This window comes from Achromobacter insolitus (genome assembly GCF_002209555.1).
Lineage (GTDB): Bacteria > Pseudomonadota > Gammaproteobacteria > Burkholderiales > Burkholderiaceae_B > Achromobacter > Achromobacter insolitus.
This window is the reverse complement of the sequence record NZ_NJIF01000001.1, coordinates 240,262-264,133: the sequence shown is the minus strand read 5'-3', so window position 1 is coordinate 264,133 and position 23,872 is coordinate 240,262. Positions and strand designations below refer to the sequence as shown.

Genomic DNA, 23,872 nt, shown 5'->3' with positions numbered 1-23,872 from the left:
GAAAAAAAAGCAGCCCGGAGGCTGCCTTTTTGCTGCGGCTCCCGCGGGAGCGACAGGATCAGGAAGCGGACTTGACCGTGCCGGCAGTGCGGGCGAAGCGGGCGCGGAATTTTTCCACGCGGCCGGTTTCGACGATGCGGGTTTGAGCGCCCGTGTAGAACGGATGCGATTCGGAGGTCACGTCGCACTTGAAGAGCGGGTACGTCTTGCCATCCATTTCGATGGTTTCGCGCGTTTGCACGGTCGAACGGGTGATGAACTTGTTGCCCGTTTGCAGGTCGGCGAAGACGACTTCGCGGTATTCGGGGTGAATGCCTTCTTTCATGGTGCTTTCCTAGGGCTCGATCGAGCCTTGCAAGTTGTTAGGGTCGCCAGCCAAAATGCCCGGTATCTCGCCTGCTTGGGTAATGGGTGCCCAGCGGCAGGATAGTCGTAAGCCGTTCTAGCCACGTATCCAAAAAGTAACCCCAAATTCTAGCATGGGAATTTTGGGCAGGCCAAGGGGGTGAAAGGCCCCGAATGGGGCGCTTGCCTGCTAAAAATCAGGGTCGGATAAGAATCCGCCTGGACCTTCAGGCTAGGATCTAGAGATCCGTGCGCAGCTTCCAGATCTCGGGAAACAGCACCACTTCCAGCATGCGCCGCAGGTAATCCACCCCCGAGGTGCCGCCTGTGCCGCGCTTGAACCCGATGACCCGTTCGACGGTGGTGACGTGGCGAAAGCGCCACAGGCGGAACGCGTCTTCCAGGTCGGTCAGCTTTTCCCCCAGTTGATACAGGTCCCAGTAGCGGTCGGGCTGCCGGTATACGGTCAGCCAGGCGGCTTCCACCCCCGCCGAGGATTCATAGGGCTGCGTCCAGTCGCGCTCGAGGTGATCGGCCGGCACGTCCAGGCCATGGCGCGCCAACAGCCGCAATGCCTCGTCGTACAGCGACGGGGCTTCATAGGCGCTGCGAACCTGGGCAAGCAGGTCGTCGCGGTGCGCATGCGGCTTGAGCATGGCGGCGTTCTTGTTGCCGAGCAGGAATTCGACCTGGCGGTACTGATAACTCTGGAATCCACTGGAGCGCGCCAGATAGGGACGCAGCGCGGAATATTCGGGCGGCGTCATGGTTGCCAGCACATCCCAGGCATGGACCAGCTGTTCCATGATCTTGCTGACGCGGGCAAGCATCTTGAAAGCGGGCTGGAGGCGATCGGAGGCCACGTTTGCGATGGCGGCGCGCAACTCGTGCAGCATCAGCTTCATCCAGAGCTCGCTCGTCTGATGCTGGATGATGAAGAGCATCTCGTTGTGTTCGGGCGACAGCGGATGCTGCGCGCCCAGCAGTTCGTCCAGATGCAGGTAGTCGCCATAGGTCATGTCGCGCGTGAAATCCAACTGCGCTTTTTCCTGGCGGACGATGTCTTCGGGGCGTTCGGGGTGGGTCATGCGCGGCCTCCGTGGCAGGGCGGTGCCGCGCGACGGGCGGAGGCGGGCAGCGCGCGCCAGTTGGGCGCGTGCGGGCGGATGCGGCCGAGCGCCGCATGCGAAGCTGAATTTTTCTTCATGGTCGTGCTTCCAGAATGGGCGGCTGAATTTCCGGATCAGCCGCGCAATGGCCAGCGGACCAGCCTACAGTTCGCGCAGGACGGCGCGAACCGGGCTGGCATCGGCCTGGACCAGCGCCAACGGCAGTGCGATCAACTCGTAATCGCCTTCCGGCACGTCGTCGAGCACCAGGTTCTCCAGTACCCGCATGTCGTGCCGCAAGATCGTGTGGTGGCTGTCCAGGGTCTTGCTGGACGCGGGGTCGATGCTGGCCGTATCCAGGCCGATCAGCATGACGCCGCGTTCAGCCAGCCATTCAATGGTCTGGGGCGCGTAGGCGGAGAAATCGTCGGTCCACCAGTCCTGGGCAGCGTGCTTGGCGGTACGGACCAACACGCGGGGTGGCAGGTTCAGGGCCGCATGGGCAAGATGGTCCACCGTGATGAGGGGGCCGCAATCGATGGCGTGGATGACACGACAGGGGCCCAGGAACGGTTCCAGCGACACCGCCCCGATGGCGGCCGCGCCGTTCTCGTAGTGCAGGGGAGCGTCGGCGTGCGCGCCGATATGCGGGGACAGCGTGATTTCGCTGACATTGACCGGGCAGCCGGGCGTCAGCGACCATTTCCATTGCTGGCGGTACGGCGTATCGCCGGGGAAGACTGGCGATGCCGTGGAGACGGGCGGGGAAATGTCCCACAGGCGTTTCATATCGGGCGGAAATGGTCTGGAGATGCGTTAAGCCTAAAGCAATTGCGGGCGGTAGTCTAACGAATTCCGGGGCGGGCCGCAGCCTCTACAGGGCGCCGAGTTCGGCCATGGACACCACCGTGCCGGCCGCGACGACCAAATGGTCCACCAGCCTGATTTCCACCAGTGCGAGCGCCTGTTTCAGGTGCCGGGTGAATTCGCGGTCCGCGGCACTGGGTTCCGCCAGGCCAGAGGGGTGGTTATGGGCGATGATCAGGGCGGCTGCATGGTGGCGCAGGGCCTCACGCACGACCTCGCGGGGGTAGACCGATGCCTGGGAGAGTGTGCCGCGCGCCAGTTCGCCGGTTGCGATCAGGCGCAGCCGGTTATCCAGGTACAGCGCGATGCAGTGTTCCACCTGGCGGTGTCCCAGCGCCATCTGGCAGTACTGCTTGACCTGCAGCGGGTGGTCCAGGTTGTTGATCCGGGCCAGGTCCTCCTCGATGGCGCGGCGGGCCAGTTCCAGCAGGGCGGCCAGCATGCAGGCCTTGGCCGCGCCCAGGCCGGGAACCGCCGTGAGTTCCTCGGGTGTGGCGCCCAGTAGCCCCCGCAGGCCGCCGAATCTTTCCAGCAACCGAGTGCCCAATCCCACGACGTCCAGTCCGGGAATGCCGGTGCGAAGGGCGATGGCGAGCAGTTCCGCGTCCTGAAGCGCGGCGGCCCCCAGGCGCAGCAAGCGCTCCCTGGGGCGCTCATGTTTGGGGAGGCGGGCGGACAATTTCATAAGAGGCTCTAAAATCAAGGTTTATTCAATTGCATATACGGTGGCAGATCGTGAGCATCGCCTCTAATGAAGTGAACGTTTTTGTCCGTCCGGATTCCTACCTGACCCTGCACTACCGCATCACGCTGGCCTCCGGGCCGGGCAAGGATTCCGTGTTCGCCGACACCTTCGACGGCCGTCCCGGTACGCTGCAGATGGGCAGCGGCCAGTGGGCGCCTGGCCTGGAGGCGGCGCTGGTCGGCCGTGCCGAAGGCGAGCGCTTCAGCGTCACGGTGGCGCCGGCCGACGCCTACGGCGACCGCAATCCCGAACTCATCCAGCGCGTTACGCGCGCCATGCTTGCCGAGCATGCCGGCGCTGACGCCACCTTCGAGCCGGGCGATCTGGTGGAATTCACCGCGCCCAATGGCGGCCGCTATTCGGGCGTCCTGAAGGAAATCAATGATGAATCGGCCCTGTTCGATTTCAACCACCCGCTCGCGGGCATCAGCTTGCGGGTCGACGTGGCGCTCTTGGGAGTCCTCTGATGAGCCAGCCTGTCACCGCCGCGGGCGCGGAAGTCCTGCTGGCCCAGCCGCGCGGCTTCTGCGCGGGCGTGGATCGCGCCATCGACATCGTCGAGCGCGCGCTCGAGCTGCACGGCGCGCCTATCTACGTGCGCCATGAGATCGTCCACAACCGCTACGTGGTGGAAGACCTGCGCGCCAAGGGCGCCATCTTCATCGACGAGCTGGACGACGCGCCTGCGGGCGCCATTGTCGTGTTCTCGGCGCACGGCGTGTCCAAGGCAGTGCGGGCCGAAGCCGAATCCCGCGGACTGCGCGTGTTCGACGCCACTTGCCCGCTGGTCACCAAGGTCCATATCGAGGTGGCCCGCATGCGCGCGGCCGGCCGCGAAATCGTCATGATCGGCCACAAGGGGCATCCCGAGGTCGAGGGTACGCTGGGGCAGGCCCAGGGGGGCATGTATCTGGTCGAGACCGTTGAGGACGTCGCGGGCCTGCAAGTGGCCGATCCCGATAATCTGGCCTATGTTACGCAGACCACCTTGTCGGTGGATGATGCGGCGGCCGTGTCGCGGGCGCTGAAGCAGCGTTTCCCCAACATCGTCGAGCCCAAGAAAAGCGATATTTGCTACGCCACCCAGAACCGCCAGGACGCGGTCAAGGTCATGGCGCCGGATTGCGATCTGGTGCTGGTGGTGGGCAGTCCCAACAGTTCCAACTCCAACCGGCTGCGCGAAGTGGCCGAGCGCAAGGGGGTGGCGTCTTATCTGATCGACGGCGCGCAATCGATCGATCCGGCCTGGCTGGTGGGCCGCAAGCGCATTGGCGTGACCGCGGGCGCTTCCGCTCCGGAGATCCTGGTGCAGCAAGTGATCGACCGGGTCAAGGAACTGGGCGCGTTGTCGGTGCGCACCATGCCGGGCCTGGAAGAGAACGTGGCATTCCCGCTGCCCAAGGGACTATCCCGAAAATCGGCCCAGACGGAATCGCTGGAATAGCCGGGCGCACGATCGCCGTATCAGAACAATCAGAGTACCAAGGAGACTTCATGCAGTTGTACAGCTACTTTCGCAGCTCGGCCGCGTATCGAGTGCGCATCGCCCTCAATCTCAAGGGGCTGCCGTACGAATATCTGCCCGTGCATCTGTTGAAGGATGGCGGTCAGCAGTTGTCGGCGGACTACCGCAAGGTGAACCCGACGGCGCTGGTGCCCACCTTGGTCGATGGCGACGCCGTCATCGGCCAGTCGCTGGCCATCATCGAATACCTGGAAGAAACGCACCCCGACGTGCCGCTGTTGCCGGCGGACGCGCTAGGCCGCGCGCGAGTGCGGGACCTGGCGCTGGGTATCGCCTGCGATACGCACCCGCTGAACAATCTGCGCGTATTGAAGTACCTGAAGCACACGCTGGGCGTGGACGAGGCCGCCAAGACCGCCTGGTACAAGCACTGGGTGCACCAGGGCCTGGAAGCCCTGGAGGCTCAGCTGGCGGGTTCTCCCGCCACCGGCCGTTTCTGCCATGGCGATACGCCCACGATCGCCGACCTGTGCCTGGTGCCCCAGGTGGCGAACGCCCAGCGTTTCGATTGCGACCTGTCGGCCATGCCCAATGTCGTGCGCATCGATGCGGCCTGCCGCGCGTTGCCGGCGTTCGACGCGGCCGCGCCGGGCAAGCAGCCCGACGCGGAATGACGCAACCCGGGCGCGGGTCGGCTTAGCCGATCTGCACCGGCACGAAGATCTTGTCTTCGCCGCGTTGCACCAGCAGGGCGACCGTCTTGCCTGCCTTGGACAGCGCCTCCTTGACCTGCGCGACATTGCGTACCGGCACGCCGTTCAAGGACAGCAGCACGTCTCCCGGCTCGATCCCCGCCTTGGCGGCGGGGCCGATAGAGCGTTCGATCAGCAGGCCTTCGGCGCCGGCTGCCTGTTGCTCTTGCGGGCTTAGTGGACGCAAGGCCAGGCCGAGCTGGCCGCGCTGCACTTCCTGATCGCCCGCTGAGGCCTGTGTCCTGTCCTTGGGCACGCCGCCCAGGGTCGCTACCAGTTCCTTCTGCGAACCATTGCGCCAGACGTCCAGCTTGATCTTTTCGCCCGGCGTGGCAAGCGTGATGGTGGAGGCCAGGTCGCCCGAGGATACGATGGTCTTGCCGTCTATCTTGCGAACCACGTCGCCGGGTTGCAGGCCGGCCTTGTCGGCAGCGCTGCCTTTCTCCACGCTGGAGACCAGCGCGCCCGAAGGGGCATCCAGCTTGAAGGAGTTGGCCAGGTCCTGGTTCACTTCCTGCACGGTCACGCCGAGCCTGGCGTGCTGCACCTTGCCGTGCTCGAGGATCTGATCCTTGATCTTGTAGGCCACGTCGATGGGGATCGAGAACGACAGGCCCTGGAATCCGCCGGTGCGGCTGTAGATCTGCGAATTGATCCCCACGACTTCGCCGCGGTCGTTGAACAGCGGGCCCCCAGAGTTGCCGGGGTTGACCGCCACGTCCGTCTGGATGAAGGGTACGGACGTATCGTCGGGCAGCGAGCGACCCTTCGCGCTGACGATGCCGGCAGTGGCCGTGTTCTCCAGGCCGTAGGGCGAGCCGATGGCCAGCACCCATTCGCCGACCTGCAACTGGTTGACGTCGCCCACCTTCACGACAGGCAGGTTCTTGGCGTCGATCTTGAGGACGGCTACGTCGGTCTGCGGGTCCGAGCCCAGCACCTTGGCCTTGTATTCGCGGCGGTCGGTCAGTTTCACAGTGACTTCCTTGGCGTCCTGTACGACGTGCGCATTGGTCAGGATGATGCCGTCGGCGCTGACGATAAAGCCGGAGCCTTCGCCCCGCATCGGCACTTCGCGCGAGGGCATCTGTCCGCGTCCGCCGGGGAACTGGCCAAAGAACTGGGCGAAGGGATCGCCTTCGTCTGCGGAGACCTTGCGGGTGCCGCTGACGCTGATGTTCACCACGGCCGGGCCAAAATCGCGCGTAATCTGCGCAAAGTTGGGCGGGCTGGAAGTGCCCGGCGCCTGGATGGAGGAAGTGATGGCCGGCGCGTTGGCCGCCATCGAAACGCCGCCGGTGAAGGCGGTTGCGCCCGCGCCGCCAATGGCGCCGGCAGCCAGCAGCGCCAGCACCAGGCGCGAGGGTTTCATTTGGGTGGTCTTCATGTCGGCTCCTGCGTTCATGTTGAAGGACATGGCGCTATCTTCGGGCCTGACACTTAGGGGAGTCTTAAGTCGGGAAAACCACCTTCACGCGCAGGCCCTCGCCCGTGGGTGTGTCCAGTAGCTCGATCGAGGCGCCGTGCCGCTCGGCGATGGCACGCGCGATCGCCAGTCCCAGGCCGCTGCCGTGCTGCGCATTGCCTTCCACGCGATAAAAGCGGTCGAACACGCGCTCGCGTTCTTCCCGCGCGATGCCGGGGCCTTCGTCGTCGATCAGCAACGCGGCCTCATGGTCGGCCTGCTGCAGGTGGAGGTGGATGCGCTTGCCGGCGGGCGTGTACTTGACTGCGTTATCCAGCAGGTTGCGCACCAGCAGGGCCAGCGCGTCGCGCTGTCCTTGCACCCATGCTTGCGGCGCGCCGTCCAGGTCGATGCTGATCGACTTGGCGTTCGCCTGGGGCAGCATTTCGGACAGCGCCTGGCGCAGCACGTCGGCCAGATCGACCGCTTCGGAAGGGGCCTGTCCGGCCGCGCTCTCGTGGCGCGCCATGGACAGCAACTGCTCCACCAGGCGTGTGGCGCGGTCGATGCCGGCGGCCAGACGCTGCTCGGCCAGCCGGCGGGTGTCCGCGTCGCCCGCGCGCTGCAGTGCCTGCAATTGCAGGCGCAGCGCGGTCAGTGGCGAACGCAATTCGTGCGCCGCGTCACCCACGAATTGTTTTTGCTGTGCGAAGGCGCCGCGCATGCGTTCCAGAAGCAGGTTCAGCTCCTGCATCAGGGGGCGGATCTCATCCGGCAGGCCTTGCACGCTGATGGGGGAGAGGTCCTCGGGTTGGCGTGCGGCGACCTGTGTGCGCGCGCGCTTCACGGGCCGCAGCGACCAGCTGACCACGCACCAGACGATCAGCATGAGCAGGGGCGCGGCGGCGGCGATGGGCGCGATGGTGCGCAGCGCCAGCGCACGCGCCATGCTCGTGCGTACGTTCATGTCCTGCGCCACCTGGATGACCTGAAACGGGGTGGCCAGCGAATACACGCGGTAGGTGCTGCCTTCCATCTTGGCGTCGGAAAAGCCGAGCACGATCTGGTCCGGCAGCGGGCGGCGCGAGCGGGAATTGAAGACGCGCACGCCGTCCGGTGTCCAGATCTGGATGATCAGGTCGTCGGCCACGGGGGAGCCCGCCCCGCGGGCGTGCGACACCCCGGTGCTGAGCAGTCCGTCTCCGGTGCCCAGGGACAGGGCGGTGCGCTGCAGCAGGGAGTCGAAGATGTCGTCCGCTTGCGCCAGCGTGCTGCGGTAAGCGATGGCGCCCTGCACCAGCGCGCCGATCACAATGGCGGCCAGCAGGAAAAAAAGCAGCCTGGCTCTCAGTGAGTAGCTAAGCGGAATGCTCATGTTTTGGGGATGACATAGCCGACGCCTCTGACGTTCTGGATCAGGTTCGGACCCAGCTTCTTGCGCAGGCCATGAATATAAACCTCAACCGCATTGCTGCTGATGCTGTCTTTCCAGCTGTACAGCTTTTCTTCAAGTTGGGCACGCGAAAAGATCATGCCCGGACGCGCGATCAGCGGTTCAAGCACGGCCCATTCGCGGGCGGTAAGCGTGACGGGGCTGCCGTCCACCATGGCGGCGTGGGACTGCGGGTCTATGGTGATGCCTTCGTGCTCGAATACTGGCTCGGCGCGGCCGGCGCTGCGGCGGATCAGCGCGCGCATGCGGGCCAGCAATTCGTCCACGTCGTAGGGTTTGACCACATAATCGTCGGCGCCCGCATCCAGACCGGCGATCCGGTCGCTCACGGCGTCGCGGGCAGTGGCGATCAGCACCGGCGTGCGGTCCTTGCGCGCCCTCAGGTCGCGCAGCAGTGACAGGCCGTCGCGCTTGGGCAGGCCCAGGTCCAGCAGTATGAGGTCGTAGGTGTCGGTGCGCAGCGCAAGTTCCGCGGCGTTCCCGTCCTTGACCCAATCGACGGCGTAATGTTCCGCGCGCAGGCAGTCCAGCACGCTCTCGCCTATCATGAGGTCGTCTTCGACAAGAAGAATACGCATGGTGGTGTTCGCCAGGATGGTCCAGCAAGTTGGACGCGAGGCGACGCGCGGGAGTTCCCGCGGCGGGCAGGGCGCGGAAATGAAAAAAGCAGCCCGAGAGGGCTGCTTTTTGGAATCTGGTGCCGGCAATAGGAGTCGAACCTACGACCTTCGCATTACGAATGCGCTGCTCTACCAACTGAGCTATGCCGGCAAGACCATTTGCTTCGTTCCCGCTTGGAATCGTCCAGGGCTGGAACCGCAAGCAAAACATCTTTGTTTTTCCGGTTCGCTGCCCTGATTTATGGGGCCCGATCTGGAAAGACCGAGATCATATCAGAGTTTTTTGGCGATGGGCAAGCAGGCGTGCAAAATGCCCCGAAAAATTTGCGATTTGCACAGTTCAAATTTTTAGTTCATAATCTCGTTTCTTAGCAGTTCCCCGATAGCTCAGTCGGTAGAGCGACGGACTGTTAATCCGCAGGTCGCTGGTTCGAGCCCAGCTCGGGGAGCCAAAGAATTCAGGGTCATTCACGCAAGTGAATGGCCCTTTTGGTTTTTGTCGGCATCGGATTGGCGGACGTGGAAGATCGGACATGGAAGGCGACAGGCGCATCGGCGTGACGGTGATTTCCGGTTTCCTGGGCAGCGGCAAAACGTCGTTGCTCAACCGGCTGCTGCGAGATCCCGCTTATGCGGACGCCGTGGTCATCGTCAATGAATACGGCGAAGTGGGCGTCGATCACCACTTGGTGCGCCAGGCTCGCGACAACATTGTGCTCGTCGAAGGTGGCTGCCTTTGCTGCGTCGTCAGTGGCGCGGTGGTCGATGCGCTGCGCGAGCTGTTCATGCTGGCGCTCAGCCGCAAGATCAGGCCCTTTCGACGTGTGCTCATCGAAACCAGCGGGCTGGCCGATCCTGCTCCCATCCTGTTTACTCTCAAGCACGACCGTTTCCTGGCTGAGCGGTATGTGTACCGGGGCGCGATCGTCGTGGTGGATGCGCGCAATGGGCTGGATCAGCTAGAGCGGCAGCCCGAGGCTGCGCGGCAGTTGGCCCTGGCCGATGTCGTGGTGATCAGCAAGCCGGATCTGGCGGATGCCGCCAGCCGGGATAGGCTGGCGCAGGCTGTCGCCGCCATCAATCCGGGGGCGCTGGGCTGCGTGCAATGGCCTGATGCGCCTCTTGCCGATGCGCTTCGCGCGGATCTGGGTATGCGGGGCCGGCGCGACGGCGTGGGTCTCGCGAACTGGCTGCGGCCCTTCGCGCAGCCCCGGGCGACAGGGCATGGAAACGTGAGCAGTTTTTCCCTGATATTGGCGGTGCCGCTTGGGCGCGCGACCTTTCTCGCGGGCGTGTCCCGCATCCTGGAGGAGCACGGCCGGGACTTGCTGCGGATGAAGGGGCTGGTGTGTTTCGATGGGGAGTCGCTGCCGTGCGAAGTGCATGGCGTGCATGGCGAGCTCTATCCGGTGCGTCAGCTTGATCAATGGCCGGATGCGGATCGGCAGTCGCGCCTTGTGTGCATCCTGCGTGGTCCGGATGCGGCTGGAGTTCACGCTTCCGTGCGCGCCGCGCTGGGGCAGCCTGTTCCCTGATTTGCCTGCGCCGGATTGCCCGGCCCTGCCTGCATCCTCTGGTTGGCGGTCTCGATTTTGGTGTCGTCGTTGCACCAAAATACGTTATAACCGGAGCAGTCTGGTGCAAGAATCGAGACAATCATGGATCGTCTGAAGGCCATGCAGGTATTCGTGGAGGTCGCTGACAGGGGCAGCCTGTCGGCGGCGGCGATTCATCTGGACATGTCGCGCGCCATGGTGTCGCGCTATCTGGCGGAAATGGAGCAGTGGGTCGGGGTGCGCTTGTTGCATCGCACGACGCGGCGCCTGAGCCTGACGCCCGCCGGCGCCGAAACCCTGCCGCGCTGCCGGCAGATGCTCGACATGGTGGGTGATCTGCGCAATGCCGTATCGACTCCTGATGACAGCCCGCGGGGGCTGTTGCGCATCACTACCAGCATGTCGTTCGGGTCCCGCCATCTGGCTAGCGCCATCACCGACTATGTCAAGCTGCATCCGGGCACTTCGGTGGACCTGATGCTGGTCGATCGCGCTGTCAATCTGGTGGAAGAGCGCGTGGATCTGGCGGTGCGCATTACGAATGACCTGGATCCCAACCTGATTGCCCGCAAGCTCGCCGTCTGCCGTTCGGTGGTCTGTGCTTCGCCGGAATATCTGCAGCGCGAAGGTGTGCCCGCGCGTATCGAGGACCTGTCGTTGCGCAACTGCCTGACTCATTCCTATTTTGGCAAGAGCCTGTGGCGATTTGAGCGAGACGGCGAGCTGGTGGATGTGCCAGTCAGCGGCAACATCAGCGCGAACGAGGTGTCCGTGCTGTCGCGCGCGGCGGTGGAGGGGGCGGGGATCGCCATGCTGCCGACCTACTACGCTGCGGACTACATTGCGTCGGGCCGTTTGCGGGCCATCCTGACGCAAAGCAAGCCTCAGGAATTGGGTATCTACGGCGTTTACGTCTCGCGCCGTCAGATGCCCTTGATCTTGCGGTCCATGCTGGATTTTCTGGTGGCTCGCCTTGAATCCACGCCGTGGGACAAGCCTGCTTCGTAGTTTTCGCGCCTCGGGTGGCGCCGTCCAGGCTTGAGGGCGGGGTATATGGCGGTATAATCACATTACTGCTTGAACATGCTTGGCGCGGTGGCTTCGGGGGGTTTCCGGCTGCCGTATGCAGCGGACTGGCGTCCGTCGCGCATGTGGTCTTAGAAAATATCCAAGAATCGTGGTTGCGGCCCGAAATGGGGCGCGGCATCGCGGAATCGGTTTCCGTGTGCACCGGGGGAGCGTGTCGGGTGTGTGGTTTGCGGCGGTCTGTTTGCCGTCCACGGAGCCCGATCCTTGAAGATTCAGGTCCTTGATATCGATTGCCGCAGGAAGATAACGCCGGTTTGCCGGCGTGCTCCGCAGGCTGGTCGGCGATTTGTGCCGGCTTTTCCAGAATTTGCTTGAGTGTTTGCTGCGCGGGGCGTGGCAGGCATTCCGCCCAATCCCGATTGGCGCGGTCGTTTCGGCGCATGCCCGGGATACGTGTATCCGGGGCGCGTGGCGGTAAACACAGGAATCCAGTGAGAAATTCGCAAACCCACGCTATCTGTTGCTGGCGAGCCGCCCAGGCCGTCGGTGCGGCGGTGGGTGCCTGTGCGGGCGTGCTGGGTGGGCGGACGCTGTCGGGTTTGCCGTTTTCGCAAACTTTTACCGGCGCCGCAAATGAAAAAGGCCCGGCGCATTCGCCAGGCCTTGATCAATTTGGTTGCGGGGGCAGGATTTGAACCTACGACCTTCGGGTTATGAGCCCGACGAGCTGCCAGACTGCTCCACCCCGCGTCTGAGAAATGAATAGTAGCCTTATTTTTAACCTAGCGCAAGTTAGCCCTTTTGAATTTGAATGTCGATGAACGATAGCGAGGCAATACTCGTATTGGAAACCGCGCTGCTTTGCGCGGCGCAGCCGATGCAACTGTCCGATATGCGCAAGCTATTCGGGGACGATGAACAATTCGATAACAGTGCGTTGCGCACGCTTCTGGAGACGCTGCAGGCCAATTGGGCCGACGGTGGTCTGGAGCTGGTGCAATTGGCTACCGGGTGGCGCTTTCAGAGCCGTCCGCGCATGCAGCGCTACCTGGAGCGCCTCAATCCGGAAAAGCCACCGAAGTATTCTCGCGCGGTGATGGAAACGCTTGCCATTGTTGCGTGGCGCCAGCCGGTGACCCGAGGCGATATCGAGGATATCCGCGGCGTTACGGTGTCTTCCCAGATCGTGAAGGCGCTCGAGGATCGCGGCTGGATCGAGGTCATCGGCCACCGCGATGCGCCGGGCCGGCCTGCCTTGTTCGGCACTACCCGTCAGTTTCTTGATGACCTGGGCCTGCGTGCTCTGGACGAATTGCCTGCGCTGGAGTCTGCCCAGGCGGCTGCGGCGCTTGCCGGGTTGGACTTGGGCGAAGTGCAGCAGGTGATGGGCACGGAAGAGCCCCTGGCTGCGGGCGAGGGCGACGCGCCCGCCGGAGATGGTGCAGCGGCTGCGGAGCAGTCCGAGGCCGCCGCCGGGGATGAGGCCGTGGTCAGGGACGAGGCGGTTACGGAGGGCGAGGCTGCTGCCGAGGGCGAGCAGGCTTCCGAGGGCGAAGAGGCTTCCGAAGGCGAAGAGGCTTCCGAAGGCGAGGCATCCGCCGTGGCGCAAGAAACTGACGAGGCCGGCTTGAGTATTCCGGTTGCGGAATTGTCTGTTTCGGAACAGGATGTACCCATAGCCCCCGTCGATAGCGTAGAATCCGTGCTTTCGCGCACAGAAGAAGGCGCGGATCCCGCAGACGAACTCACCGTCCGGGAGCAAGCCGAAGGCTTGTCCAATACGTCAGCCATGTCCGGTTTTCCCGACGACGCGGCTGACAACGACATTTCCGATATAGCCGCCGATGCCCCAGAAGCCGGTGCTGCAAAGGAAAGCGTCGAGAACGCAAAACACGCGGAACCGACCGACCCGATTGACGAGACCGACACCGTGGCGCCTGACGCCGCCGGGCATGAGCCCGCTTCCGGTCTTGGCGATCCTGTTCGGCCTGGCCCGGATGCCGCCTCTCCGGAATCGGACGAGGCAGGTTTCGAGCGGCCCGAGGCCGACCGAGAGCCGGTGTCCCCAGATGATGACGAGCCTGCCGCAGGCAGGCCCACCCAAGTTTGAAATTCGGAGCTGTCCCAGTGACAACGAATACAACAATGCAGGACGACAATCCCCGTTCGGATGATCCCGTTTCCAACGGCCAACCGGAGTCCGCCGCGCGCGAGCCGGCGGCAGAAGGCGAGGCGGGTGCCCGTGGCCGCGGCCGCAAGTTGAGAACGCCGTTCCGCCGCCGTCGCGGCGATGCCGCTGCCGAGCAGGCGCCGGCGGGCGAAGCCCAGCCTGCAGCGCCGGCAGCCGTCCAGGCCGAACCCCAGGAATCCCGCGGCACCGAGCAGGAAGCCGAGCAAGCGTTGTCCTATCTGGAAACCGCTGACCGCATGGAGCAGCGCCTGGGTAAGTATCTGAACAGCGATTCGGTCATGCCCAAGCTGCACAAGGTGCTGGCCGACGCCGGCATCGGTTCGCGCCGCGAGATGGAAGAGCTGATCGTCGCCGGGCGGGTTTCCGTCAACGGCGAGCCGGCCCATATCGGCCAGCGCGTGGCGCCCAATGATCAAGTGCGCGTCAATGGCAAGCCCATCATGCGCGTGAATACGAAAAAGCCGCCGCGCGTGATCCTGTATCACAAGCCGGCCGGCGAGATCGTCAGCCACGACGATCCGGGCGGTCGCGCCAGTGTCTTTGCCCGCCTGCCCAAGCTGCGCACGGGCAAGTGGCTGTCGGTGGGGCGCCTGGACTTGAACACCGAAGGTCTGTTGATCTTCACCACTTCCGGCGACATGGCCAACCGCATCATGCATCCGCGCTACGGTACCGAGCGCGAATATGCAGTCCGCGTGTTGGGCGAAATGGACGAAGCCCAGCGCCAGTCGCTGGTCGATGGCATCGAGCTCGAAGACGGTCTGGCCGCGTTTGGCGCGCTGGACTACCTGGGTGGCGATGGCAGCAACCGCTGGTACCGCGTCACGCTGCAGGAAGGCCGTAATCGCGAAGTGCGCCGCATGTTCGAGGCGGTGGGTGTCACGGTCAGCCGGCTGATCCGCACGCGCTTTGGCGACGTGGTCCTGCCGCGCACGCTGCGCCGCGGCCGTTGGGATGAATTGGATCCCTCCCTGGTTACGGCGCTGATGGTCCAGTTGGGCCTGTTGCGCGATGACGACGAATCTGGTGGCAATCGCCGCCGTTCCAAGCAGCCTCAGTCCCATGACAGCGCCTTGCCCCCGGGCTTTGGCACCATGGATCGCAATGGCATGAATGGCGCTCGCATCGGCCGCCGCGGCAAATTGCAAGGTGGCCGCCTGGGCAGCGCGGGTCAGGCAGCCGCGTGTCCGTCGGACCCATTCGGCACGGGCTTGATGATCGCAGGCGGCTATGCCAACGGTCATCCGCTGTCGGGAGAGGGGGCGGGTGGTAATCGCAAGGGCGGCAAGTCCGGCGGCCGTTCGGCGGCGCCTGGTGGCCGTTCGGGCGGCAAGCAAGGCGGCAAGCCGGGCGGCAAATCGGGTGGCAAGCCGCGTGGTCCGCGTGCTGCGGCAGCCGGAGGGCAGCCTGGCAATGTCGCATCGGCCGAAGTGGGCGCTGGCAATGCGGCCGAAGCGCCGGCGGGCAATCGCCGGCCGGCGGGCGGCAAGCCTGCCGGACCTCGCGGCAACGCTGGCCGTGGCGGCAAGCCGGCGGGTGCTGGCGGCGGCCGGGGCGGTAACAAGTCGGCCGGCTCCGGCAATAAGGGTCCGGGTGCTGGCGGCAAGCCGCGCGCGCCCCGCAATGCCTCGTCGGCCCCCCGCGGCGATGACTGGCAACCGCGCGGCGCATCCGCGCACGAATCCCGCCTGGGCGTGATGGGCGGGCGTGGTCGCCAGGGGCGTTGAGCGCCTCCGGGCGGCGCGCTGGCCGCGCCGCCGCGTGGGATATGTCCCACATAAACGTAAGCCCGTGAGGAATCAGGCGTTTTTCCAGTTTATCTGGTAAAATCAATGGTTTTCATGGCTTCGTGTCGTTGCCGTTTGCGTGCCGCAGGGCCGCGCTGCATTGCAACTGTGATTGCAAGCGCGGGAAAAAAGCGCGGGACAAACTGCGGCAATTACGCGCAAAAGTGCGTCGGCGGCAGCCTGGCGGTTGGCATCGGACTTTGCGCCAGATGCCGCTTGGTCCGGATTGCGGATCGGGGCGGCGGGTCAGGACTGGCCTGGGGCGGCGCAAGCCAAATTTAGGTCGCAATATAGGGCACTGCCCAGCATTGCTCCTTACGTGCAGTAGGGTAGCGGCTGGGCGCTGTGCAATACGGTGGGCTGGGCGTGCAGCCCATTTTTTTTGAGTATATGGCTGATTTATTCGCATTGACCAAAGAGGCTCTGGCCGGCATGGACGTCGAACTCGTGGACGTCGAGCGTGCCGCCCTGGGCCTTTTGCGCGTCACGATCGATCGGGTCGGCGGTGTGCGCATCGAAGACTGTGAACAGGTGTCCCGCCAGTTGTCGCGGGTGTTTGAGGTCGAAAACGTCGACTACAAACGGTTGGAAGTCGGTTCGCCGGGCGTGGACCGCCCGTTGCGCAACGAGGCCGATTTCCGGCGCTTCGCAGGCGAGCGCATCGAAATCAAGCTGCGCGAGGCATTGGACGGCCGTAAGGTCTTTGCCGGCACCCTGTCGGTGCCCGAAGACGACGCCGCAGCCTCCGACGCGGCCGCTGGGGTGCAAAAGACCGTGTTCGGTCTCGAATTTGAGGCAAAAAAGAACGAAGTCCAGGTGTTGAATTTCACGGTCGATGATATCGAACGTGCAAAACTGGATCCCGTTCTGGATTTCAAGGGCAAAAAGCGATGAGTCGCGAAATTCTTCTGTTGGTCGATGCCTTGGCGCGTGAAAAGAACGTCACGCGCGACGTCGTATTCGGCGCGCTGGAAAGCGCGTTGGCCTCGGCGATGAAAAAGCGCTTCAAGGATGATGCGGACATTCGTGTCGCCATCGATAGGGACACGGGCGATCACGAAGGCTTCCGCCGCTGGCTGGTCGTGCCTGACGAAGCTGGCCTGCAAGAACCCGACAAGCAGGAAATGCTGTCGGACGCGCAGGAAATCGTCCCCGGCATCAAGGAAGGCGAATACATCGAAGAGCCGCTCGAACCCATCGAGTTCGGCCGCATCGGCGCGCAGGCCGCCAAGCAGGCCATCCTGCAGAAGATCCGCGATGCCGAGCGCGAACAGGTGCTGAACGACTTCCTGGATCGCGGCGAGACCATCGTGTCCGGCACAATCAAGCGCATGGACAAGGGCGACGCCATCGTCGAAACCGGCAAGATCGAAGCGCGCCTGCCGCGCTCCGAAATGATCCCGAAGGAAAACCTCCGGGTGGCCGATCGTGTCCGCGCTTTTGTGTTGCGCGTAGACCACGCCGCTCGTGGCCAGCAGGTGATCCTGTCGCGCACCGCGCCGGAATTCATCCGCCAGCTGTTCGAGAATGAAGTGCCCGAGATCGAGCAAGGCCTGCTGGAGATCAAGGCCGCGGCTCGCGACGCCGGCGTGCGTGCGAAGATCGCCGTGGTGGCATACGATAAGCGCATCGACCCGATCGGCACCTGCGTGGGCATGCGCGGTTCGCGCGTTACCGCCGTGCGCAACGAGCTGGGCGGCGAACAGGTCGATATCGTGCTGTGGTCGGAAGACCCCGCGCAGTTTGTCATCGGCGCCTTGGCGCCGGCCAACGTCGAGTCCATCGTCGTTGATGAAGACAAGCACGCGATGGACGTCGTGGTGGACGAAGAAAACCTGCCCAAGGCCATCGGCGCCAAGGGTCAGAACGTGCGCCTGGCTTCCGAGCTGACCGGCTGGCAGATCAACATCATGACGCCGGAAGAAAGCCTGAACCGCCAGGAAGTCGAGCGGTCCGGCCTGCGCACCACGTTCATGAGCAAGCTGGACGTCGACGAGGAAGTCGCAGACATCCTTATCGACGAAGGTTTTACCGGTATCGAGGAAATCGCCTACGTGCCCATGCAGGAACTGCTGGAAATCGAGGCTTTTGACGAAGACACCATCAATGAGTTGCGCGCCCGTGCCCGCAATGCGCTGCTGACCGAGGCGATCGCCCAGGAAGAGCGCCTTGAGACCGCGCAGGATTTGCTTGAACTCGAAGGCATGACGCCCGAGCTGGCTGCCAAGCTGGCCGAGCGCCAAGTGCATACGCGTGATGATCTGGCTGAACTGGCAACGGACGAACTGGCGGAAATCGCCGGTCTGACCGAACAGGAAGCCAGCGATCTCATTATGCGTGCCCGCGCCCATTGGTTCGACGAAGAATAACCAAAAGGACACGGGTCCGCGGCGGGCGGAATGCCATCCGCCGCGAGTTCACGTTGTTTGTAATAGCTGCATATAGGGAAGAGAGAGCCTAATGTCGAGTAATACCGTCGCGCAGTTCGCTACCGAGCTGAAAATGCCTGCCAATGTGCTGCTGGAACAGCTGCGCTCGGCCGGCGTTGACCTCAAATCGGTCGACGATTCCGTCACCGACAGCGACAAGGCGAAATTGCTCGAATCGCTGCGTCGCGCCCACGGCGCGACCGAAGGCAAGAAGATCACCCTGACGCGCCGCCAGACGTCCGAGATCCGCCAGGCCGACGCCACTGGCCGTTCGCGCACGATCCAGGTCGAGGTGCGTAAGAAGCGCGTGTTCGTCAAGCGTGATCCCTCCGAAATCGCCCTGGAACAGGCCGCGTCCGCGCGTGCCGAAGAAGAGGCCGCCGTCGAAGAGACGCCGCTGGTGTCGGCGCCCGCCGCCGCGCCCGAGGCTCCCGCCACGGCCGCTCCTCGCGAGGCCGCTCCCGTCCAGGCCGAGGCTGCGGCCCCGGCCAAGGCGGAAGAACCCGTTGCTGCAGAAGCGCCCGCGCCGGTTGAAGCGCCCGCTCCTGTTGAATCCGTCGCGGCCGAAGCGCCCGCACCCGTCGAGGCGAAAGCCGCCGAAGTCCAGGCCCAGCCTGAACCCGAACCGACGCCCGCGCCTGCTCCTGCCGAGCCCGTGGCCGAAAAGGCCAAGCCCGAAGTCAAGACTGAATCCACCGAGCCCAAGGCTGAAGAAGCCAAGCCGGAACCCGTTGTGCTAGCCAATAAGTCCGAACCATCTTCCTCCCAGGCCGCCGCGCCTGTCGCCCAGGCTCAGCCTGCCGCGAAGTCCGAACCCGTCAAGTCCGCCGCGAAGCCCGAGCCCGCCGCGCCCGCCGTCAAGGTGGGCAATCGTGCGGACAACCGCCGCGCCGGCCCGCCTCTTGCCGCCTCCGCCACGTCGGCGGCTCGCGACGAGGCTCGCCGCGCCGCCGAGGCCGAAGCCGCCGCGCTGCGCGAGATGCTGAACCGCCCGCGCAAGGTGCTGCGCGCTCCCGAGCCGGAAGCGCCCGCCGCCGCGGCGCCGATTTCGGGCACGCTGCACAAGCCCGCCGGCAAGCCGGGCGCCGCTCCTGGCGCCAAGAAGGACGCCAAGCCCGCCGCGCCCGGTGCGAAGAAGACCATCAAGACGGCCGAAGTCGCCTCGACCTGGTCCGAGGACTCCTCGCGCAAGAAGCCCGCCGACAAACCGGCAGCCCCGGCCAGCCGTGACGGCTGGCGCGCTGGCGGCAAGGGTGGCGGCAAGGGCGGTCGAGGCGGCCGCAACCAGCAGAACGATCGCCGCAGCGAACCGGCACCGCAGGAATTCATCGCGCGTGAAGTCCACGTGCCGGAAACCATCAGCGTGGCCGACCTGGCCCACAAGATGTCCGTCAAGGCCGCCGAGGTCATCAAGCAATTGATGAAGCTGGGCCAGATGGTCACCATCAACCAGGTGTTGGACCAGGAAACGGCCATGATCGTGGTCGAGGAACTCGGCCACGTGGCGATCGCCGCCAAGCTGGACGATCCGGAAGCCTTCCTGGACGAAACCTCCAACGTGTCGGAAGCCGAACAGCTGCCGCGCGCGCCGGTCGTGACCGTCATGGGCCACGTCGACCACGGTAAGACGTCGCTGCTGGACTACATCCGCCGCGCCAAGGTTGCCGCGGGCGAAGCCGGCGGCATTACGCAGCACATCGGCGCCTACCACGTTCAGACCGAACGCGGCATGGTGACCTTCCTCGACACCCCGGGCCACGAAGCGTTTACCGCCATGCGTGCCCGCGGCGCCAAGGCGACTGACATCGTCATCCTGGTTTGCGCGGCCGACGACGGCGTGATGCCTCAGACCCGCGAAGCCATCCACCACGCCAAGGCTGCAGGTGTGCCCATGGTCGTGGCGATGACCAAGATCGACAAGCCCACCGCCAACCCCGACCGCGTCAAGCAGGAACTGGTGGCCGAGGAAGTGGTGCCGGAAGAATACGGCGGCGACGTGCCGTTCGTGTCCGTGTCGGCCAAGACCGGCGAGGGCATCGACGATCTGCTCGAGAACGTGCTGCTGCAGGCCGAAGTGCTGGAACTGAAGGCGCCGGTCGACGCGCCCGCCAAGGGCCTGGTGATCGAAGCCCGTCTCGACAAGGGCCGCGGCCCGGTCGCGACCATCCTGGTGCAAAGCGGCACGCTGCACCGCGGCGACGTGGTGCTGGCCGGCGCGAGCTTCGGCCGCGTGCGCGCCATGCTGGACGAAAACGGCAAACCCATCCAGGAAGCCGGTCCGTCGATCCCGGTGGAAATCCAGGGCCTGACCGAAGTGCCTGCCGCCGGCGACGAATTGATGGTGCTGTCCGACGAGCGCAAGGCGCGCGAAATCGCACTGTTCCGCCAAGGCAAGTTCCGCGACGTCAAGCTGGCCCGCCAGCAGGCCGCCAAGCTCGAGTCCATGTTCGACAACCTGGGCGAAGGCACGCAGACCCTGGCCCTGATCGTGAAGACCGACGTCCAGGGTTCGCAGGAGGCGCTGGTGCAGTCCTTGACCAAGCTGTCGACCGACGAAGTGCGTGTGCAGGTCGTGCACGCGGCCGTGGGCGGCATCTCGGAAAGCGACATCAACCTGGCCATTGCCTCGAATGCTGTCGTGATCGGCTTCAACGTCCGCGCCGAAGCCAGCGCCAAGAAGCTGGCCGAGACCAACGGCATCGACGTGCGCTACTACAACATCATCTACGACGCCGTGGACGAAGTTAAGGCAGCCATGTCGGGCATGCTGGCGCCCGAGAAGAAGGAAGAAGTCATCGGCTTGGTCGAGATCCGCGAGGTTTACAGCATCTCCCGCATCGGCAATATTGCCGGTTGTATGGTGCTGGACGGCCTGGTGCGTCGCGATTCGCAAGTCCGCCTGCTGCGCAACAACGTGGTCCAATGGACCGGCCAGCTCGATTCGCTGCGCCGCTTCAAGGACGACGTCAAGGAAGTCAAGTCGGGCTTCGACTGCGGCCTTACGCTGCGCGGCAACAACGACATCCAGGTGGGCGACCAACTGGAAGTCTTTGAAATCAAGGAAATCGCGCGTACGCTGTAAGGCGTCCGCGAGGCATTTTTTCTAATGAGCCGTCACAAGTCCAAAGCCATCCCCGGCCGCAATCTGCGGTTGGCCGACCAGATCCAGAAGGATCTGGCCGGGATCATCCAGCGCGAGATCGACACGACCCGCGCCGGACTGATCACGCTCTCTGGTGTGGAACTGTCGACCGACTACGCGCATGCGAAGGTGTATTTCACGGTTTTGGGTGCTGAGCCCGAAGCCGCGACCGCCTTGCTGAACGAAAAAGCCGGTTGGCTGCATTCCCAGCTGTACAAGCTGCTGCACATACATACTGTCCCCACTTTGCGCTTCTTCCACGACGAGCAAATCGCCCGTGGCATCGAGATGTCGATCCTCATCGACCGCGCAAATCGGCCCGGCCCGCACTCGGGCGTGCCCGACGAACCTGAAGACCAGTCCTGATCGGGCTGTCGTCACTGCTTTAAAACCGGATTCCGACGATGGCTAAACGACGCGGGCTTACGCTCGACGGTGTGCTGTTGCTCGACAAACCCGTAGGTTTGTCGAGTAATCACGCCCTGCAACGCGCCAAGCGTGCCATGGACGCGGCGAAAGCCGGCCATACGGGCACGCTGGATCCCTTCGCCACCGGCCTGCTGGTGTGCTGCATGGGCCGCGCAACCAAGATTTCCGGCGCGATGCTCAACGCCGACAAGGCATATCGCGCTACGCTGCAATTTGGCTCCGAAACCGATTCGGGCGACCTGACCGGCAATATCGTTTCTACCGCCGAGCCCGGGTTTACGGTGGATGAACAGGCGCTGCGCGACGCGCTGTCACGATTCTCGGGCACGATCGAACAGATTCCGCCCATGTATTCGGCGCTCAAGCGCGACGGCAAACCTTTGTACGAGTATGCGCGCGCCGGCATCGAGCTGGAACGGCCGCCGCGCCAGATCACGATTTACCGCATCGAACTGCTGTCCTTGAACGGGACGCAGGCAGAGATCGATGTGGCATGCAGTAAAGGCACATACATCCGGACACTGGCCCAGGACATCGGGCGCGTGCTGGGCTGTTACGCCCACCTGACGGCGCTGCGGCGCACGCACGTCGGGCCGTTTTCCCTGGATCGCGCCGTTGCGCTGGATGCCTTGCAGGCCATGCCAGACCCCAAGCAGGCATTGCTTGCATTGAACGAATTGCCGGCGGGCTTGCTGCCCGCCACCTGAACTTAAAGGACTCGCTATGACTCGCGCCTTGCGCAACGTCGCCATCATCGCCCACGTGGACCACGGTAAAACCACCCTGGTCGACCAGTTGCTGCGCCAATCCGGTACCTTCCGCGAAAACCAGGCGGTGGCCGAACGGGTCATGGACTCGAACGACCTGGAAAAGGAACGCGGCATTACGATTCTGGCCAAGAACTGTGCCGTCGAATACGAAGGCACGCACATCAACATCATCGACACCCCGGGACACGCGGACTTCGGCGGCGAAGTCGAGCGCGTGCTGTCCATGGTCGACGGCGTGTTGCTGCTGGTGGACGCGGTTGAAGGCCCCATGCCTCAGACGATTTTCGTGACCCGCAAGGCGCTGGCCCTGGGCCTGAAGCCCATCGTCGTGGTCAACAAGGTCGACCGCCCGGGCGCTCGCACCGATTACGTCATCAACGCCACGTTCGACCTGTTCGACAAGCTGGGCGCCACCGACGAGCAGCTGGACTTCCCGGTGGTCTACGCCTCGGGCCTGTCGGGCTACGCCGGCCTGAATCCGGACGTGCGCGAAGGCAATATGCGTCCGCTGTTCGAAGCCATTCTGGAACACGTGCCGCAGCGCGACGACGATCCCAACGGTCCGCTGCAAATGCAGATCATCTCGCTGGACTACAACAGCTACGTCGGCAAGATCGGCGTGGGTCGCATCAACCGCGGCCGCATGCGTCCCGGCATGGAAGTGGCCTACAAGTTCGGCCCCGAAGGCCAGGGCGGCCGCGGCCGCATCAACCAGGTGCTGAAGTTCCATGGCCTGGAGCGCATCGTCGTGGACGAAGCCGAAGCCGGCGACATCGTGCTGATCAACGGTATCGAAGACCTGGGCATCGGTTGCACGGTGACCGATACGGCCGTCCAGGATGTGCTGCCGATGCTGCGCATCGACGAGCCCACCCTGACCATGAACTTCATGGTGAACACCTCGCCGCTGGCCGGCCGCGAAGGCAAGTTCGTGACCAGCCGCCAACTGCGCGACCGCCTGGATCGCGAACTGAAGTCCAACGTGGCGCTGCGCGTGCGCGATACCGGCGACGACACCGTGTTCGAAGTGTCGGGCCGTGGCGAACTGCACCTGACCATTCTGCTGGAAACGATGCGCCGCGAAGGCTACGAGCTGGCCGTGTCGCGTCCGCGCGTGGTGTTCAAGGACATCGACGGCGTGAAGTGCGAGCCGTTCGAGTCGCTGACCGTCGACGTCGAAGACGCCCACCAGGGCGGCGTGATGGAAGAGCTGGGCCGCCGCAAGGGCGATCTGCAAGACATGCAGCCGGATGGCCGTGGCCGCACCCGCCTGGAATACCTGATCCCGGCTCGCGGCCTGATCGGCTTCCAGAACGAATTCCTGACGCTGACGCGCGGCACGGGCCTGATGAGCCACATTTTCCACGAATACGCGCCGATCAAGGAAGGCTCCATCGGCGAGCGCCGCAATGGCGTGCTGATCAGCCAGGACAACGGCGATGCCGTGGCCTACGCGCTGTGGAAGCTGCAAGATCGCGGCCGCATGTTCGTGAATCCGGGCGATGCGCTGTATGAAGGCATGATCATCGGCATCCATAGCCGCGACAACGATCTGGTCGTGAACCCCATCAAGGGCAAGCAGCTGACCAACGTGCGCGCCTCGGGCACCGACGAAGCCGTGCGCCTGGTTCCGCCCATCCAGATGTCGCTGGAGTACGCCGTGGAATTCATCGACGACGACGAACTCGTGGAAATCACGCCCAAGTCGATCCGTCTGCGCAAGCGCTTCCTGCAGGAAAACGAGCGCAAGCGCGCCGCGCGCGAAGCCGCTGTCTAAA

The 23,872-nt window shown here is 64.3% G+C and carries 20 protein-coding genes and 3 tRNA genes; 14 read left to right on the top strand and 9 right to left on the bottom strand.

Annotated features, from left to right (window positions below):
* Positions 1-58: 58 nt before the first annotated feature.
* The 4 genes from CEY08_RS01245 to radC form a co-directional block, all read right to left on the bottom strand.
* Positions 59-325, bottom strand: coding sequence for a type B 50S ribosomal protein L31 (locus CEY08_RS01245; protein WP_042792573.1), 267 nt, complete (start codon positions 323-325; stop codon positions 59-61).
* A gap of 259 nt (positions 326-584) precedes the next feature.
* The gene (gene kynA / locus CEY08_RS01240) at positions 585-1,433 is read right to left on the bottom strand and encodes a tryptophan 2,3-dioxygenase (protein WP_063641693.1); all 849 of its coding nucleotides are present in this window, start codon (positions 1,431-1,433) and stop codon (positions 585-587) included.
* Between the two features lie 183 nt (positions 1,434-1,616).
* Positions 1,617-2,243: an arylformamidase gene (gene kynB / locus CEY08_RS01235; RefSeq protein WP_042792574.1), complete on the bottom strand. Its 627-nt coding sequence runs from the start codon at positions 2,241-2,243 to the stop codon at positions 1,617-1,619.
* Between the two features lie 85 nt (positions 2,244-2,328).
* Positions 2,329-3,006, bottom strand: coding sequence for a RadC family protein (gene radC / locus CEY08_RS01230; RefSeq protein ID WP_076815645.1), 678 nt, complete (start codon positions 3,004-3,006; stop codon positions 2,329-2,331).
* A 50-nt stretch (positions 3,007-3,056) separates the two neighbouring features.
* Between radC and CEY08_RS01225 the strand changes: the two genes are divergently transcribed.
* From CEY08_RS01225 to maiA, 3 genes are read left to right on the top strand one after another with little or no spacing between them, the layout of a single operon-like run.
* On the top strand, positions 3,057-3,533 hold the full coding sequence (locus CEY08_RS01225) for an FKBP-type peptidyl-prolyl cis-trans isomerase (RefSeq protein ID WP_084738608.1): 477 nt from the start codon (positions 3,057-3,059) through the stop codon (positions 3,531-3,533).
* The gene (gene ispH, locus CEY08_RS01220) at positions 3,533-4,510 is read left to right on the top strand and encodes a 4-hydroxy-3-methylbut-2-enyl diphosphate reductase (protein WP_076815643.1); all 978 of its coding nucleotides are present in this window, start codon (positions 3,533-3,535) and stop codon (positions 4,508-4,510) included. The genes CEY08_RS01225 and ispH overlap by 1 nt, the downstream gene beginning before the upstream one ends.
* A gap of 50 nt (positions 4,511-4,560) precedes the next feature.
* Positions 4,561-5,205 (top strand): maleylacetoacetate isomerase, encoded by a 645-nt coding sequence (maiA, locus tag CEY08_RS01215; RefSeq protein ID WP_042792578.1) that lies wholly within the window; start codon positions 4,561-4,563, stop codon positions 5,203-5,205.
* Positions 5,206-5,227: 22 nt separating this feature from the next.
* Here maiA and CEY08_RS01210 read toward each other — a convergent pair whose 3' ends face one another.
* From CEY08_RS01210 to CEY08_RS01195, 4 genes are all read right to left on the bottom strand, one after another.
* Positions 5,228-6,670 carry a DegQ family serine endoprotease gene (locus CEY08_RS01210; RefSeq protein WP_076817933.1) on the bottom strand — a complete coding sequence of 481 codons (1,443 nt, stop codon included), beginning with the start codon at positions 6,668-6,670 and terminating at the stop codon, positions 5,228-5,230.
* A 64-nt stretch (positions 6,671-6,734) separates the two neighbouring features.
* Entirely contained in the window at positions 6,735-8,063 is a 1,329-nt protein-coding gene (locus CEY08_RS01205; protein WP_063641689.1) for an ATP-binding protein, read from the bottom strand.
* Positions 8,060-8,719 (bottom strand): response regulator, encoded by a 660-nt coding sequence (locus tag CEY08_RS01200; protein ID WP_042792579.1) that lies wholly within the window; start codon positions 8,717-8,719, stop codon positions 8,060-8,062. The genes CEY08_RS01205 and CEY08_RS01200 overlap by 4 nt, the downstream gene beginning before the upstream one ends.
* 117 nt (positions 8,720-8,836) lie before the next feature.
* A tRNA-Thr gene (locus CEY08_RS01195) sits at positions 8,837-8,912 on the bottom strand.
* Between the two features lie 225 nt (positions 8,913-9,137).
* On the opposite strand from CEY08_RS01195, the gene CEY08_RS01190 reads away from it, so the two are divergent.
* From CEY08_RS01190 to CEY08_RS01180, 3 genes are all read left to right on the top strand, one after another.
* Positions 9,138-9,213 (top strand) — tRNA-Asn (locus CEY08_RS01190).
* 81 nt (positions 9,214-9,294) lie between these two features.
* Positions 9,295-10,296 (top strand): CobW family GTP-binding protein, encoded by a 1,002-nt coding sequence (locus tag CEY08_RS01185; RefSeq protein ID WP_076815641.1) that lies wholly within the window; start codon positions 9,295-9,297, stop codon positions 10,294-10,296.
* Between the two features lie 123 nt (positions 10,297-10,419).
* Complete coding sequence (locus CEY08_RS01180; protein ID WP_088607564.1) at positions 10,420-11,325, top strand: LysR family transcriptional regulator; 906 nt, start codon at positions 10,420-10,422, stop codon at positions 11,323-11,325.
* Between the two features lie 694 nt (positions 11,326-12,019).
* Here CEY08_RS01180 and CEY08_RS01175 read toward each other — a convergent pair.
* Positions 12,020-12,096 (bottom strand) — tRNA-Met (locus CEY08_RS01175).
* Between the two features lie 61 nt (positions 12,097-12,157).
* Here CEY08_RS01175 and scpB point away from each other — a divergent pair.
* From scpB to typA, 8 genes are all read left to right on the top strand, one after another.
* Positions 12,158-13,456, top strand: a complete 1,299-nt coding sequence (scpB, locus tag CEY08_RS01170; protein WP_076815639.1) for an SMC-Scp complex subunit ScpB — start codon at positions 12,158-12,160, stop codon at positions 13,454-13,456.
* Positions 13,457-13,491: 35 nt separating this feature from the next.
* On the top strand, positions 13,492-15,264 hold the full coding sequence (locus CEY08_RS01165; protein ID WP_084738607.1) for a pseudouridine synthase: 1,773 nt from the start codon (positions 13,492-13,494) through the stop codon (positions 15,262-15,264).
* A gap of 450 nt (positions 15,265-15,714) precedes the next feature.
* Complete coding sequence (gene rimP / locus CEY08_RS01160; protein WP_042796853.1) at positions 15,715-16,218, top strand: ribosome maturation factor RimP; 504 nt, start codon at positions 15,715-15,717, stop codon at positions 16,216-16,218.
* Entirely contained in the window at positions 16,215-17,693 is a 1,479-nt protein-coding gene (gene nusA, locus CEY08_RS01155) for a transcription termination factor NusA (protein WP_042792584.1), read from the top strand. The genes rimP and nusA overlap by 4 nt, the downstream gene beginning before the upstream one ends.
* A 91-nt stretch (positions 17,694-17,784) precedes the next feature.
* Positions 17,785-20,835 (top strand): translation initiation factor IF-2, encoded by a 3,051-nt coding sequence (gene infB / locus CEY08_RS01150; RefSeq protein WP_063961829.1) that lies wholly within the window; start codon positions 17,785-17,787, stop codon positions 20,833-20,835.
* A gap of 24 nt (positions 20,836-20,859) precedes the next feature.
* Entirely contained in the window at positions 20,860-21,261 is a 402-nt protein-coding gene (gene rbfA / locus CEY08_RS01145; RefSeq protein WP_006388333.1) for a 30S ribosome-binding factor RbfA, read from the top strand.
* Between the two features lie 38 nt (positions 21,262-21,299).
* On the top strand, positions 21,300-22,031 hold the full coding sequence (truB, locus tag CEY08_RS01140; RefSeq protein ID WP_042792585.1) for a tRNA pseudouridine(55) synthase TruB: 732 nt from the start codon (positions 21,300-21,302) through the stop codon (positions 22,029-22,031).
* Positions 22,032-22,047: 16 nt separating this feature from the next.
* Positions 22,048-23,871 carry a translational GTPase TypA gene (gene typA, locus CEY08_RS01135; RefSeq protein WP_063641684.1) on the top strand — a complete coding sequence of 608 codons (1,824 nt, stop codon included), beginning with the start codon at positions 22,048-22,050 and terminating at the stop codon, positions 23,869-23,871.
* Position 23,872: the final 1 nt, after the last annotated feature.